Source organism: Micromonospora sp. A202 (assembly GCF_006715105.1).
GTDB classification, from domain to species: domain Bacteria; phylum Actinomycetota; class Actinomycetes; order Mycobacteriales; family Micromonosporaceae; genus Micromonospora; species Micromonospora zamorensis.
Genome location: NZ_VFMP01000001.1, coordinates 2,810,276 through 2,824,265, shown reverse-complemented (window position 1 = coordinate 2,824,265; position 13,990 = coordinate 2,810,276). Strand labels below are relative to the sequence as shown.

13 protein-coding genes are annotated in these 13,990 nt (G+C 65.2%); 5 read left to right on the top strand and 8 right to left on the bottom strand.

Annotated features, from left to right (window positions below; translation table 11 throughout):
• The first annotated feature begins 33 nt into the window (after positions 1-33).
• Positions 34-1,107 (top strand): glycoside hydrolase family 43 protein, encoded by a 1,074-nt coding sequence (locus tag FBZ33_RS13035; RefSeq protein ID WP_221629463.1) that lies wholly within the window; start codon positions 34-36, stop codon positions 1,105-1,107.
• A gap of 90 nt (positions 1,108-1,197) precedes the next feature.
• On the opposite strand, the gene FBZ33_RS13030 is transcribed toward FBZ33_RS13035, so the two are convergent.
• The 5 genes from FBZ33_RS13030 to FBZ33_RS13005 form a co-directional block, all read right to left on the bottom strand.
• A complete protein-coding gene (locus FBZ33_RS13030) occupies positions 1,198-2,454 on the bottom strand; it encodes an MFS transporter (RefSeq protein ID WP_141909243.1) in 1,257 nt (418 codons plus the stop codon).
• Positions 2,455-3,039, bottom strand: coding sequence for a winged helix-turn-helix domain-containing protein (locus FBZ33_RS13025; protein WP_141909242.1), 585 nt, complete (start codon positions 3,037-3,039; stop codon positions 2,455-2,457).
• A gap of 254 nt (positions 3,040-3,293) precedes the next feature.
• Entirely contained in the window at positions 3,294-4,295 is a 1,002-nt protein-coding gene (locus FBZ33_RS13020) for a hypothetical protein (RefSeq protein WP_141909241.1), read from the bottom strand.
• 652 nt (positions 4,296-4,947) lie between these two features.
• Complete coding sequence (locus tag FBZ33_RS13010) at positions 4,948-5,727, bottom strand: DUF6518 family protein (RefSeq protein ID WP_221629462.1); 780 nt, start codon at positions 5,725-5,727, stop codon at positions 4,948-4,950.
• A 65-nt stretch (positions 5,728-5,792) separates the two neighbouring features.
• Positions 5,793-6,272, bottom strand: a complete 480-nt coding sequence (locus tag FBZ33_RS13005) for a hypothetical protein (RefSeq protein ID WP_255508838.1) — start codon at positions 6,270-6,272, stop codon at positions 5,793-5,795.
• A 118-nt stretch (positions 6,273-6,390) separates the two neighbouring features.
• Between FBZ33_RS13005 and FBZ33_RS13000 the strand changes: the two genes are divergently transcribed.
• From FBZ33_RS13000 to FBZ33_RS12990, 3 genes are read left to right on the top strand one after another with little or no spacing between them, the layout of a single operon-like run.
• Positions 6,391-6,768 carry a DUF2089 domain-containing protein gene (locus FBZ33_RS13000; protein WP_197699635.1) on the top strand — a complete coding sequence of 126 codons (378 nt, stop codon included), beginning with the start codon at positions 6,391-6,393 and terminating at the stop codon, positions 6,766-6,768.
• On the top strand, positions 6,768-7,025 hold the full coding sequence (locus FBZ33_RS12995; protein WP_099853055.1) for a hypothetical protein: 258 nt from the start codon (positions 6,768-6,770) through the stop codon (positions 7,023-7,025). The genes FBZ33_RS13000 and FBZ33_RS12995 overlap by 1 nt, the downstream gene beginning before the upstream one ends.
• A gap of 11 nt (positions 7,026-7,036) precedes the next feature.
• Positions 7,037-7,459 (top strand): hypothetical protein, encoded by a 423-nt coding sequence (locus FBZ33_RS12990; protein ID WP_141909239.1) that lies wholly within the window; start codon positions 7,037-7,039, stop codon positions 7,457-7,459.
• A gap of 377 nt (positions 7,460-7,836) precedes the next feature.
• Here FBZ33_RS12990 and FBZ33_RS12985 read toward each other — a convergent pair whose 3' ends face one another.
• The 3 genes from FBZ33_RS12985 to FBZ33_RS12980 all read right to left on the bottom strand — a co-directional run bounded on the left by FBZ33_RS12985 (position 7,837) and on the right by FBZ33_RS12980 (position 10,495).
• Entirely contained in the window at positions 7,837-9,090 is a 1,254-nt protein-coding gene (locus tag FBZ33_RS12985; RefSeq protein ID WP_141909238.1) for a helix-turn-helix domain-containing protein, read from the bottom strand.
• Positions 9,077-9,238: a hypothetical protein gene (locus tag FBZ33_RS32750; RefSeq protein ID WP_185755286.1), complete on the bottom strand. Its 162-nt coding sequence runs from the start codon at positions 9,236-9,238 to the stop codon at positions 9,077-9,079. The genes FBZ33_RS12985 and FBZ33_RS32750 overlap by 14 nt, the downstream gene beginning before the upstream one ends.
• 114 nt (positions 9,239-9,352) lie before the next feature.
• A complete protein-coding gene (locus FBZ33_RS12980) occupies positions 9,353-10,495 on the bottom strand; it encodes a helix-turn-helix transcriptional regulator (protein WP_141909237.1) in 1,143 nt (380 codons plus the stop codon).
• 416 nt (positions 10,496-10,911) lie between these two features.
• On the opposite strand from FBZ33_RS12980, the gene FBZ33_RS12975 reads away from it, so the two are divergent.
• The gene (locus FBZ33_RS12975) at positions 10,912-13,905 is read left to right on the top strand and encodes an NACHT domain-containing NTPase (RefSeq protein WP_141909236.1); all 2,994 of its coding nucleotides are present in this window, start codon (positions 10,912-10,914) and stop codon (positions 13,903-13,905) included.
• The last annotated feature ends 85 nt before the right edge of the window (positions 13,906-13,990 follow it).

The following is a 13,990-nucleotide window of genomic DNA, read 5'->3' as shown; positions in this document are numbered from 1 at the left end:
GGCCAGCTCAGTTCGAGGAGAGGAATCCCGATCGTGAACGTCGGTAACCGAACCCTTCCGCGACTCCTCTCCATCCTGTTGGCCGCCGCGCTCGCCACCGGCCTGTCCCTGGTCGGTGCCGGGCCGGCGGCGGCCGGGCAGACCAGCCTGCGAGCCGCCGACCCGAGCGTGATCCGCGTCGGTGCCACCTACATCTCCGTCCAGTCGCTCAACGGCGGGATCGCCGTCCGGCAGGCGGCCTCCCCCGACGCGCTGGCCGCCGCACCCGCGCGGCAGGTCTGGACGGACAGCCGCAACCTCGGTGAGGTCTGGGCCCCGGAGATCGTCACCGATGGTGGCCGCTACTACATCTACTTCTCGGCCGGGCGCGGCACCGCCCACCGCATGTACGCGATCCACTCGGCATCGCCGGCCAGCGGCTACACGGCCGAGCGGCAGCTCGCGCTGCCCGGCGGCAAGTGGGCCATCGACGGTAGCCTGTTCACCTTCAACGGGCAGCGGTGGTTCGTGTGGTCGGGTTGGGCCGGCGACACCAACATCGAGCAGAACATCTACCTCAGCCGGATGAGTGACCCGCTCACGCCGACCGGCAGCCGGTACGTCATCTCCCAGCCACGCGAGAGCTGGGAGCGCGTCGTCGGCAACCCGTTCATCAACGAGTCCCCCGAGGCGATCCGGGACCCCAACGGGCAGCTGCACATCGTCTACTCCGCCAACGGCAGCTGGAGTGACCAGTACTGCCTCGCCGACCTGCGACTGCGCGCCGGAGGCGACCCCACGTACGTGTGGGACTGGTACAAGTCGAACGGCTGCCTGTTCGGCTCGAACCGGGCCACCATGATGGCCGGCTGGGATCCCACCCTGTACGTCAACGGGCCCGGTCACCACAGCTTCGTGCTGCTCAACGGCGACATCGCCACGAGCCCGCCCGCCGGGCCGAGGTTCCCGCTGATGTACCACGGCGTACCCAAGGGCACCGCGTACTCCTGGGCGAACCGGCACTGGTACACGGGCACCTTCTGCTGGTGGGGCAACACCACCTACCGCCGCGCCAACGTGCCCGGCCCGACAGCCGACACCGGGTTCAGCATCAAGTTCTTCGAGTGATCCGGGCGCGCCAGCGGCCGACACCAAACCGCAGCCGGAGTCCCACTGTGGATGCTGCGGGTGAACCCGCTTGCGGCCAGTGACCGGGGTCTACCCGACGTCGACGGTGGCGCGTTGCCGTTCGGCGGGGCGCTGCCGCCGAACGGAGCGCAGGCCCACGTAGGCGACGGCACCGGACGCCAGATACAGCACGGCCTGCACGTTGAGCACGAGCACGACGCTGAGCGCGTCTCCGAGCAGGCCGGCGGCGGCCATGCCCAGCCCCTGCGACGCGTTGTAGATCGCGAAGTAGGCGCCGAAGGCCCGGCCCAGCTCGGTGTCGGGCACGCTCTGTTGGATCTGCGCGAAGGCTCCGCTGGCGTACGCGATCCCAGGCGCGCCGACCAGGATGAACAGCAGGATGTACCACTCGGGTTGACGGGTGACCGCCGGCCCGTTCCAGATGACCAGGCTGATCAGGGCGAACGTGGTCGCGCCGAGGCTCATCAGCAGCCGGGGACTGAGCCGCGCGCCCAGCATGCCGACGATGAGCCCGCCCGCCACCCCACCGATCGCCTGGACGCCGCGCAGCACACCGGTGAGGGTGCCGTCGGCTTCCAGCGCACGACTGACGAAGACGACGAAGAGCACCACGAACAGGCCCTGCGCGATGCCGCCGATTGCCACGCTCAGAAGCGTCACCCGCACGACGCGGTTGCGTCGCATCGCCTTGAGGCCGGATCGCCACTCGGTGAGGAATGACGACGTACGGTCCGGGGTCGCCTGTCCTGCTGCGTGGTGGTGCGCGGCCCGACGGCCGGCGGCGATCAGAGCTGCCGTGATCACGAAGGCCACGGCGCTGCCGACAGCCAGGTAGCGGGTGCCGTCGCGGGTGATCGCGAAACCGCCCAGCGAACCTCCGATGAGCCGTCCCACACTGACGTTGAGCGCCACCACGCTGTTGGCGCGCACCAGGTGCGCGGGTTCGACGAGTCGTGGCAACGCGGCGTTGCGGGCTGAGTCGAACGTCTGGGTGAGCACCGCCTGGGCGCCGGCGACCAGGGAGATGACCCACAGGTGGTGGTCAGGTTGACCGAGCAGGGGAATCACCACCGCCGTCTGCAGCACGGCGACACAGCTCATGAGCCGGAAGCGGTCGAATCGGTCGGCGAGAGCACCGGCGAACGATCCCAGGGTGACGCCGCACAGCAGCTCGACGAAGAAGACCGCGGAGGTGGTGAACGCCGAGCCGGTCACCCCGAACACGTAGATCGGCAGGCCGGTGAGCAGAAGCCAGCTCGCCACACTGGAGAAGAGCCCGGCAGCCCAGATCAGGACGAATCCGCGGTGTCGCAGCAGCGCCACCATCTAGATGAACTCAGGCGTTGGGTATGCCTGGAGGTTGAGGGTGACGGCCCGGGCGTCGCTCGGAGGCGCGTTGCGCAACGGACGCAGGTACGGCCGGATGACGGCGTCCAGGGTCAGCGCGAGGTGCCGTAGTTCCTCCGGGTTGAGCGAGAGCGTGTAGCTGTGGAAGGTGGCGCTCTCCTGCCACTCGTCGGTCAGCTTGTGCTGCTGATGCTGGTAGCGCTGCAGCGATCGGAACACCTCGTCGAATTCCAGGGCGGTCAGCGCCTCGTTGAGCTGCCGCCCCTCGGCATCATCGGGATCCGGGAGGAATTCGAGCCCGGTGGCGGCGGCACGCCACGGCCGGTCACGGCGGTTGGTCCCGTCGGAGTGGTCCCGCTCGATGAGGCCGTGGCGGGCCAGTTGATGCAGGTGGTAGCTGCAGTTCGATCCGGTGTCGTTCAGGGCCTCGGCGCACTGCGCAGCGGTCCTCGGGCCGGCGGCCAGCAGATAGCGCAGCAGCCGCAGGCGCAACGGGTGCGCAAGTGCACGCAGCTTGGTCGCGTCCCGGACGCGCAGCCGGCGTTCCGGCTCGTTCAGCTCCATGAGCACTCCTAAACGAAAGACTCCTTTCGTTTATACGCTCCATCGACATGCTTTCGCAAGAAGCCTTTCGGAATCATGTGGCCCCGCCTGGAGGCCAACGGACGGCTCGGGTCGGTGGCGACATCAACTCGGGTTCCATGAAGTCGGGGTGTCCGAGGACCCGGAACACCCCGACTTCCATAAGGCGAGTGGATCGTGCCCGGCGGGAGGCGGCACCCCGACCAGGCCGGCGTTGCGCCGACCGGAACTTCCCGTCAGCCGGCCGTCAGTCCTCGGGTCGCCAGCTCGCTGAGCGACGCTGCGCCGTTACCGCCGAGCGCCGCACGAGCCACCGCCGGTCTGCGCAGCTCGAACCCCTCCACGAGGATCGTCGGCGATCCGGACCGGTGGCGGATCCCGTCGATCTCCTGCCGGTCCGGGTTGAACGGCAACGTCTTCCACTGGTTCGCGGTCTCCTGCCAGCCCGACGAGATGGCCGCGACCAGACCGTCGAGCATGCGCTCGTAGTCTTGCGCACTGATCGCGCGGCCCATCCCGTACCGCTCGCGCAGGGCGAGAATTTGGCCGGTGGGCTCTCCGGAGTAGCTGTCGTTCACCGCGAGCCACCAGTGGGCGAAGTAGGTGCCCTGGTAGCCCTGGGCGAGGTAGCGCGCCCCGCCGTGGTGCACCTCGATGACGAAGTTGTGCACCTGCGGGAACTGGCAGTCGAGCAGCAGGACGGTTGCCGCGCTGGCCGGCCGGACGAGCAGCGCCTGCCTGAGCGCGTCGCCCTCCCCCGCCCCGTAGGTCCGGTTCGACACGCGCTGGGGATCGCCGCCCTTGCTGTGCAACTGCTCCCGAATTTGGAACGCGGCCATGCCGCAGTTGGCCCACCTGCGGCTCTCGTCGCGCAACTTGATCTGCCGGTCGTCGGTCCGTCCCGTGCTCGCCACCGCTGCGCCGAGCTTCGCCAGATCGTCGTTGCCGACGGCCTGGTCACGATGCCGTTGACTGGTGTCGGTGGCACGCGCGATCTCGCGCCGGGCGTAGCTCGTCGCGGCGGTGATGGCTTCGGCCCACGTTCCGAAGTTCTGGGAGGGCCGCAGCGCGCTCGCCGACCAGTTCACCATCGCGCTGACCACCTCCTGTCGCAGCTCAAGGGGCAGGAGCGGCGCGATCCTGGTCAGGATGTCGGCGCACGCATTCTCGTCGGTTTCCAGGTTGGGGATCTGACCGCCCGGTGGATAGGTGTCCCGTTCCTCGGCGATGTTCAGCATCCGAACCTCCACTGTCCTTTGTGTGCGGACTGCCCGTACGGCGAGCCGGGTTCTAGATTGGACCCTCCGTGACCGAGCAGACACGTAGCGTCGGACTTCCGTCCCGGGTCGTCACCACGGAACCGCAGCGCGAAACACGGAAGTCGTGCACGGCCGTGGCTGCGCCACCCCCGTTAGAGGCCGGCGAGCGTGAGCGGGTGCGCCCGACGAGGGTCGCCAGCCGCGCCAGGCCAGCCGGCGCCGAACCTGCGGCGGTTGCGCCTGCTGGCGGACGCCGAGATCCAGGATGGACCATGAACGCATGACCTCTGAATCACCCGCGTACGCGGTGCCGGGCGTCGAGTCCGAGGACCCCACCAACACCCCGGGCTACATCTTCTACCGAGTCGACCGACTCGCCGGCTTCCCCCCGGTCGCCGCCGCCATCGGCCGCACCCCGAGCGTCCTGCCGGCGATCTGCTCGGACGACAGCGCGATGCGGGAGGCCTTCGCCCAGAGCCGCGGCGCGCTCTGCCGGCAGCTCTGGGTCGGCACCGACGACGGGCTGCACTGGGAGTTGAGCTTCGGCGACGGCGTGAAGTTCGTCGTCGACCCCGGTGACGAGCCCGTGGACTTCCTCCGGGACGCTCTCGTGGCGCAGCCGGGCGTCAGCTCAGCCAAGCACTACTGCGACGAGAACTTCACTGTCGAGACGACCCGGGTGCTGCGCGCCGACGAGATGGCCGCCTACTTCATCGACACGGTCGTCACCGCCCACCGCGAGTTCGCCCGCAGCCAGGGCATCAACCTGCCGCACTGAGGCACCAGCGGACGAGACGGTCCCGCCGACCACCGCGAAGCTCACCAGGATCGCGCCGGCCAGCGGCACGGCCACCGCGACGGCGAGGGCCCGCCGCCGGGGCGACCCGCCGGTCAGCACCACGATCAGCAGACCCAGCGCAACGTCGATGCCCACGTTCCACCACACGGCGGCCCCGTGGTCGGGGTCGGTCGCCTTGCCGGCGAACCGGGCCGCCTCCTCGAAGAACACGGCAGCCGGCAGCGCGACCCCGACGACCTGCCGCCACCCCTCACCACGCGCCCACGTCCCGCCGGTCCCGAAGACCACTCCGGCGAGCACGCCAAAGAACATCCAGACCAGCGACGACGGTGCCCAGAGCACAGCGAGGTCGTCGCCCTGCAGGAGCGCCGCCGCCAGGTAGTAGCTGGGCACCGCGACGACGAGCAGGACGGCGGCACCGAGTGCCGAACGCAGCCACCCGGACCGCACGCAGTAGCCGAAGAAGAAGGCAGCGACCGCCCAGGTCGCTGTGGAGTTGCCGAGTTCCGCGAAGGGATACGGCAGCCACTTGATCCAGCAGAAGTCGAGAAAGCCGAGCAGGAATCCGCCCACCACGGAGGCGAGCGCCACCGCCCGATCGCCAGGTCGCATGGCCGCAGAGCATACGCAGTATGCCCTCACTGACCTGGTCGGCCCTCCCCCGAAGCCGCAGCCAGTCAGCGGGCGAGGCCAACCAGCGTGGCCAGTCGCGCCACGCCAGCCGGCGCCGGGTTCGCGTGGGCGATCTCGGCGATCACCGTACGCGCCAACGGCCGGCACCGGACCTCGGCCGGCGCGACACTGTCAGCGTCCACCAGGGCACGTGCGGCCCCGCGCAGGTCACCCATCTGGAGGTACGCCCGCGCGACATCAACCAGGTACGCGCCCCGATACTCGGCCGGCAACCGCCGCCACGCCTCCCGCCGAATCACCGCCACGTGCCGTTGCAGCGCCTCGTCGGCGTCACCCCGTTGCGCCACTGACAGCACCCGCGCCAGGTCGACGACGATCGGCCCGAAGCTGGTGCGGTGCGTGTCGTCGTACCCCCGAAGGTTGGTGGCGACGCCCGCGGCCCAGTCGGTCAGCTCGTCGGCGCGGCGGGCGTCGCCGCAGCTGGCGGCGGCCAGAGTGGCCTGGAGCAGCAGCGTCCCGCCCACGGCCCGCTCCCCGCCCGTTGCATCCCGTTGCTCACCTCCACCGCCCTGAGCGGCGCCACCTTAAGAAAGTTAAGATCAAACTCTTGTAAGTTAAGTATTTCAGAGCTACAAATTGTGTATGACAGAGCAGGCGATGGACTGGCAGGAACTCACCAGCCTGACGCGAGGGCAGCCGTTCGTCGTCGAGCGGGTGCGCCTGGCGAGCAACGGCGTCGCGATCGAGGGCGAGTTCGAGCCACCCCAACTGGCTCAGCTCAACATCGAGGATCAGGTCTTCGTCACGGCGTTCGTGCGCTGCCACGGTTCGATCAAGGAGATGGAACGCATCTTCGGGGTGAGCTACCCGACGATCAAGTCACGACTCAACCGGATCACGCAGATGCTCGACTTCGTCGAGACCGACCCGGCGCCGTCGCGGGCCGACATCATCGACAGGCTGCGCCGCGGTGAGATCACCGCACAGCAGGCGTTGGCCGAGCTGGACGGCCGGTCGTGATGCCGCAGTTGGTGACCGTGAAGGTCAACCGCCCGGACCGCCGGCCCATCCGCGTCTGGGTTCCGGTGCTTCCCGTGGTGCTCGTGCTCTTCCCGGTCGTGGTCCTGGTCGTGCTGGCGGCGATCGTGGCCTGCGTCGTGTTCCGCATCGGTGTGGTGCGGGCACTCGGCGCCGGCTGGCGCGTCGTCTCCGCGCTGCCCGGCGCCCGCTTCGACATCGAGCAGGGCCGCACGGCCGTGCTCGTGGCTATCCGATAGGAGAGGTTCGAATGACCGAACAACGCAAGGACATCCTCGACATGCTGGCCGCCGGCAAGATCACCGCCGAGGAGGCGGAGCAGCTCATCGCCGCCCTCGAACGGGATCAGGCACCGGCGACGACGAGTCACGACGTCCGACAGAAGGGCAAGGTGAAGTACCTGCGGGTGGTGGTGGACGCCACCGACAACGGCGAGCCGTCGCGGGTCAACGTGCGGGTGCCACTGCAACTGCTGCGGGCTGGCGTACGGCTGGCGGCGCTTGTCCCGCCGCAGGCCCTGGTCAAGGCCAACGCCTCACTCAGCGACTCGGGTGTGCCGATCGACCTGACGCAGCTCAAGCCCGAGCAGTTGGAGGCGCTCGTGGAGCACCTCGACGAGGTGACCGTGGAGGTGGACTCCCCCGATGCCACAGTGCGGGTCTTCTGCGAGTAGGCGCCGTCCGATGGGACGGCCCCTCGAGAGGGTGCTGGAACACCCTCCCGAGGCTGCGCCCGCCGCAGCAGAGCACAGGTGAACTGCCAACCTGAAGTCTAGCCACTCAGCAGCAACCAGCGAAGGGACCACCCGGACGGGTGGTCCCTTCACTGAATGTCGGCAATCCGTTGTTGTCCGCGCGGCGGGCGGCTCCGTTGGAGATCGTCTGGGGCTTCTACTCACCGCGCGCGTCGTTCGCCTATCCCGGCGGTGAGTCGGTACTCGCTTGAGCCCGTCCCGGACGGCTGCTGCGACCTCCCGGCCAGTTTCGTCTCGGCGACAGCCGCCCCACCACATCCTGATGTGGGTCTCACACCCAGATAGGGACGGTTCGGTCAGCGGGTGAGGCCGACGAGCGTGGCCAGTCGCGCCACGCCGGCCGGCGCCGGGTTCGCGCGGGCAATCTCGGCAATCACCGTACGCGCCAACGGCAGGCACCGAACCTCAGCCGGCGCGACACTGTCCGCGTCCACCAGGGCGCGGGCAGCCCCACGCAGGTCACCCACCTGCAGGTACGCCCGCGCGACATCAACCAGGTACGCGCCCCGATACTCGGCCGGCAACCGCCGCCACGCTTCCCGCCGCACCACCGTCACGTGCCGTTGCAGTGCCTCGTCGGCGTCACCCCGTTGCGCCGCTGACAACACCCGCGTCAGGTCGACGACGATCGGCCCGAAGCTGGTGCGGCGCGTGTCGTCGTACCCCCGAAGGTTGGCGGCGACCCCCGCGGCCCGGTCGATCAGCTCGTCGGCACGGCGGGCGTCGCCGCAGCCAGCGGCGGCCAGAGCGGCCTGCACCAGCAACGTCCCACCCACGGCCCGCTCCCCCGCCGACCACCCCCGGCCCTCGCCCCCGTGATCATGAGGTTGGCGGGTGGTTCGATCTCCATCCGGCCCGCCAACCTCATGATCACCGGAGCGGGACGGGGTCGGGTCGGGGGTGGGCGGGAGGATGCGGTTTGCGGCGCTGAGGGTCGCGGTCAGGGCCAGGCGGTCGCGATTGGACGCGCGCAGCGCCTGGGCTACCGAGATGGCCGCCGTTGCCGCCAGGATCGGGTCGTCGCCGGCGGCGGCCATCGCCCGGTCGGCGGCCAGCCACCCGAGGTCTGCCTCGCCGAGCTTCACCAGCAGGGACGAGGTGATCCGGTACGCCTGCACCAGCACCTCCGCCGACCGCGCTCCCTGAGCGACGTCGAGCAGACCCGGCAACACACGCACCAACTGCCCGTAGTGCGCGTGCTGGTAGGTCAACCAGGCGTACCCGATCTGCCTCCTGACGTCCTCCATCGTCTGGGCCGGGGCCTGCGGGATGTCGTAGCGGGCGAGCGCGGCCCGGATGTCGTCCACCCCGTCCGGCGGGCCGGCAGGCGTCGACCGCTGCTGGCCGAGCAGCACCTCCGGGTCGACCCGCAGGACGTCGGCCAGTTCCTGGATCACCGAGTACCGGTCCAGGCTGCGCGCACCCCGCTCGATCTTGTCCACCCAGCTCTTCGACCTGCGCAACCGGTCGGCGAGCATCTGCTGCGTCATCGACCGCCGCACCCGCCACCGGGCCACGCGGCGGCCGATCGGGAGGTCATCGCTGGTCACGCCGCCACCGCCGGTCCGGGACCGCGCGGGTCGTTTCGTCCACGGGTACGCGCTCCGCCTCGGCCTGGGCGAGGAGACGCTGTTTGGCAGCCTCCCGCTCGGCCGCCTCGGACTGCTCGCCCTCGTTCGTCAACTCATCGCTTTGCATGCCCACCTCCACCGGACCGTGGGCGCGACGCAGGTTTCGGAACTGCCACCAGCGGCGTCACCCACCGTCATCGTCTGCGCGACGATCGGTGGTAGACCAGGCGAAACGCGTCCGTTACGGCATAGCGGACAGTCGGAGGTGGTGAGCAGCCTCGGTCACCTGGCGGGCAAGTTCTCGGGATGCCGTAGCAAGCGCAATAGCGTCTGCCGCCGCCAGGGTTTCGCGGGCGGCCGTCGCATCCCCGGCCTGCGCCTGAGTGACGGCGAGATGCACCAGGTTGCGGCCGTGCCACTCTGCGCCACCGGCGTCCTCGCTGACGCCCGCGACACCGGTCGTCAGCAGTTCAAGCGCCCGATCGTTCGCGCGACTGTCCTCAGCACCCAGATAACGCCAGACACTGCCCTGCTGGACAGCGAAAAACGATGGCGTGTACCAGTAGCCCCAAGGGGACAGCGGCTCCTCTGCCGCCTGAGCCGAAAGGTCCGACGCCTCCGACAGCCGCGCGAGTACGTCAGCGCTAGCTGCTCCGGCCATAGCTAGGCCCCTGGCCTCCTGCCCTGCGCAGTAGGCGCGTAGGGCTGCGTTCACCGACTGGTCCCGCCGTGATTCCCGCGAAAGCTCGATCATGTTCGGGAGATCGTGCCGCAACTCCGCCTGATGCCCCTGAAAGGACATAACGGTCGCGACCAGATCCGTGTTGCCGGCCTCCATAGCCCATTGCAAGGCCTTCGCGTTCCATATCGTTGCAGCTCGCTCCTTACCTCGCGCAACGCTCAACCAGCCCGCGAACTGTGCCCACTGCCCACCGACGTCAACGATCCTGGGCCGCAGATCTTCTGGAGCGTCCTTCATTAGACTGGTCACAGTGTCGAGGTGGGCGCGGACCGGGCCCATAATCGGACCCGATCCGATAGCATCTTCCAGCCGGCGGTAGCCGGCCAAAAGCCCGGCAAGCGCCTCGGCGGCAGCACGATCGACTCTGCGGGGGTGTTCCGCCGCGTATGCCAAGGGGTCATCCTCAGCAGGAGCATCGACGACCAACCCGGCCAAGGCGCCGTGCCCATCGAGAGCCTCGTCGAGTCGGGTGACGACGTCGACAGTCGGCTTAGTCTGTCCTGCTTCTAGCTGGTAAATCAGACTCTTGCCGTACTGAACGGCGGCAGCGAGCTGCCGAAGGGACAGGCCCCGCGCCTTCCGAAGCCGCCGCAGTTCACCGGCAAATCGCAGGTCGACGATTGTGGTGGCGCGCGGGGGCATCGCATCACTCCTACCTCACGAACTACCGATAGCGTCCTCGGCATCGAACCTACTCTCCGACTGAGTCCAAGTCACGCAGCTCAAGCGTGAGGTCAAGGCTGAGTCGATGTGGACGACGCTTATGTAGGCAGCCGACGCGTGACTCGTTCCCTTTCCAGCAGGGCAGGTGTCCCTCGTGGCATCAATTCCGCTAGTCTCATCGAGCTGACTGGGCGGAGTCCGCGATAACTTCTGCGCATCTCAGCCAATCCGCCTGTCTGATCAACGACAGTCGAGTCATCAGATACATGCTACAGTCGGCCGATTTGGGTGCAAAGTTCTCAAGCATACCTGCGCCACAGGCAGATTTATCCGAAGAATGAAAAGCCACGCCCGCCTTCGAATGGATAACCAGGCAGCAAGGGAGAACCCTGATAGTGTCTGTCATTGAACAAACCATCGTTCGACTCGCTGCCCGGATAATGAGCAATGCGGCCAAGAAGTCCTTCCATCAGCATCGCCTCACGTCAGCGCGCGAACGAGCGAGAGCACTCCAGGTGCATCATAGCTACCAGGAAGTAGTAAAAGTTCTTGATAGCCGAGAAAAGGCCAGACTGAAGAACTACCTACTCTCACCAGCGATAGATGACTTGGGCCTGCAGACGTATTCTGCACGAATACTTGAACACGCGGGAAAGCCTTCGGACGAGCTACTGTCTAGCCTGCGTGAACAGGTAAGGTTCGGCCTGAAGCATGCCGTTAAGATTGACGAAGAGAAGCTGTTCTTGGCGACCGATGCAGTTGTAGCCGGGCTACTCTTCGCTAGCAGCGAAGCATGGAAGACACTTAACTTCGAGGCCACCGAGCAAAGCATTACTGATCTTGCAATCATGGGATCCGTTACCGCGGCTGCCATACGAAATAGCGATTTGCTTAAAAAGTTGTCGTCGATCGAGGCGATCGAGGACTTCAATAATGAGCTACGGCGTCAATCCAGCGCGCTATATCGCGAGTTAAAGTTGCCGCACGCAGGGGTAAGCCGATCCGTCCCCATAGAGAACATTTTTGTAGAGCCAGCGCTGGACGCCATAGAAGAGATCGCCCATGTGAAGTTGGATCAGTGGAAAACTGAATCACCCAAACTGACCCTGCGAGAAAAGATTCTTACGTCACGTAGAATTGTAATTCTTGGTGACCCTGGTGCCGGGAAGTCCACAATTGTAGCAAAACTCACCCAGGAATTGTCCGAAGATTCTCATGATCTTCATACTAGAACTCCACTCTTACTGATCCTACGCGACTTAGTGCGAGATTTTGAGATCGGCGGCAAGACCATTGCCGAATGCCTGGAATTCGTCTGCAGGGATCCGTACAACCTAACGCCGCCTCCGCATGCAATTGAATATTTGTTGCTAAATGGCCGAGCCATTGTGATTTTCGACGGACTTGACGAGCTGACCGACACATCACTCCGAACGCGCGTCGTTCGGCTAATAGAGGGGTTCGTTCACAGATACCCGCTCGTCCCGATCGTCGCCACGTCAAGGCTGATCGGATACGACGCCGCACCACTCAGCGATAAGCTGTTTACGCTTTACCGGCTCCAACAGTTCAATGAAAACCAGGTCTCCGAGTTCGCAGGTAAGTGGTTTGATCTAGACCCGACTGTCGCCGCGTCAGACGTTGCTACATTACGAAAGTCCTTTCTTGCCGACAGTAGGTTGGTGCTAGACCTGCGCCGCAATCCACTTACCCTTACGCTCCTATGTAGTATGTACTCGACTGAGCGATACATCCCACGGAATCGCCCTGAAGTCTTCGAGAGATGCACGCTAATGCTCTTCGACCGATGGGATCGCATGCGAGGCGTGAAATCGGAAATTCAGTATGGGGTGCAAATACGGACAGCAATCCAGCACCTTGCTTGGGAACTTCTCACAGTCACCGAGCACGGCGGCTCTTTGCCGCGACACCGAATTGTTCGTGAACTTGCAAACAACTATTTCCGTAGCCGGCGAGATAATCAGGAAGATGCCTTACAAGACGCAGAAGACTTCATCGATTTTTGCACCGGTCGATCGTGGGTACTGACGGATGTTGGAGCGACTCGAAGCGAGCCGAGATTCGGATTTACGCATCGAACCTTTCTTGAGTACTTCTCAGCCGAACATCTAGTGCGGTCAAGCGACAGCTCACCGCAACGCGTCTTCGACACGGTCATCCAACGTATCGCGGAGACCGAGTGGGAGGTGGTTTGTCAGCTTGCAATACAAATCCTTGATCGCAACGCCGCCGACGGTGCCGACCGATTCCTCGGCTATGTACTAGATTCCGCTGACACGCTTCTAAACGACGGCCACGACGCGCACACACATCTCTCATTTGTTGCAAGGTCGCTTGGTTTTGTGACGCCAGGAACTCCCGTGGTTAGACGGCTGATCGAATTGGCGGGCAAAAACGACCTCGGCAGATCTTCGGCAGATCTATTTCCAACACAATTCGACTTTGTCTTCAATAAGTTGAATTTTGCTCCGCGGGCCCTTCCCGAAGTGTTGGATCGAGGCGTGTCGGAGTTCTCACGGGATATATGTAGGTCAATCGTCACCGTATTCGACTCGGCAATAGTCGATCCGGTCACGTCGACGAGCGCTGCCTTAAACCTCCTGTCCTTAAGTTTCAACGTCGCTGAGCTGCCGAAAGGTGATGGCGCGGACGACGTCGCTTCAACAATCGGGGACCTGATTGCAAAACACGTCTCGCTTCTTGAGCCAATCGCGCTGATGCCGATGTCCAGCTCGCTGCGGAGGCGCACCGACCCCGAGCTAGCTGCTTGGATCGACAGGGCGCTCGGCGAGATAGGAGTTCGGGCATTGTACACCATGCCACGACTTCCTACCGGAAATTGGCAAATGGCCACAAGTGACACTATAATTCAGCTAGGCAGTGAGGGATTACGTGACCTGTCTCCGATAATTGAGCGACATGTCGAAGCTTTTACTCGGACCCCGTGGGTAGAGGTCCCAGCGCCCGTTTATGACATTGATAGACCGGTAACGCAAGGGCCACTCCCTGCCATAGCTGACCTTGAGTTAGCGGCAGAAAAGGCGCTCGGATCTGGGCGTTTATTCCATTCGGCGATCCTCTGGCTTCCTGCGATCGAGTTCTATCAGTACTTTGCAGAAGGCGAAAGCAGTGACCATCTGGCAGCGGTACAATCCGTTACGGATGGATCTCTTTTCAAGGAGTTGTATGAGGCACGCGCCGGCCGACTCGGAATTAGACAACTGATCTCGAAAATGCCTCAACTAGCAACACACGCCAGCCCAGCCCTCCTTGGATTCATAGATGCCTGGGCAAAGCAACAACATTCGACACTTGCGCTTCTTGCGCTGCCCGCCGATTACGGCAAACCCACTCAGATGATCATCTGACTCGCTCCTTACGTGTTGACATTCGTCGATAATTGCTATCAGATTTCTCGCAACTCTATCTGGACCCGACTCAATGCCGCTGCAC

Excerpts from the sequence above, each read along its gene's own strand:
- FBZ33_RS12980 (WP_141909237.1), bottom strand. The coding sequence starts at position 10,495 with ATGCCCCCGCGCGCCACCACAATCGTCGACCTGCGATTTGCCGGTGAA.
- FBZ33_RS12990 (WP_141909239.1), top strand. The coding sequence starts at position 7,037 with ATGACCGAACAACGCAAGGACATCCTCGACATGCTGGCCGCCGGCAAG.
- FBZ33_RS13010 (WP_221629462.1), bottom strand. The coding sequence starts at position 5,727 with ATGCGACCTGGCGATCGGGCGGTGGCGCTCGCCTCCGTGGTGGGCGGA.
- FBZ33_RS13025 (WP_141909242.1), bottom strand. The coding sequence starts at position 3,039 with ATGGAGCTGAACGAGCCGGAACGCCGGCTGCGCGTCCGGGACGCGACC.
- FBZ33_RS32750 (WP_185755286.1), bottom strand. The coding sequence starts at position 9,238 with ATGCAAAGCGATGAGTTGACGAACGAGGGCGAGCAGTCCGAGGCGGCC.
- FBZ33_RS13000 (WP_197699635.1), top strand. The coding sequence starts at position 6,391 with ATGACAGAGCAGGCGATGGACTGGCAGGAACTCACCAGCCTGACGCGA.
- FBZ33_RS12995 (WP_099853055.1), top strand. The coding sequence starts at position 6,768 with ATGCCGCAGTTGGTGACCGTGAAGGTCAACCGCCCGGACCGCCGGCCC.
- FBZ33_RS13030 (WP_141909243.1), bottom strand. The coding sequence starts at position 2,454 with ATGGTGGCGCTGCTGCGACACCGCGGATTCGTCCTGATCTGGGCTGCC.
- FBZ33_RS13020 (WP_141909241.1), bottom strand. The coding sequence starts at position 4,295 with ATGCTGAACATCGCCGAGGAACGGGACACCTATCCACCGGGCGGTCAG.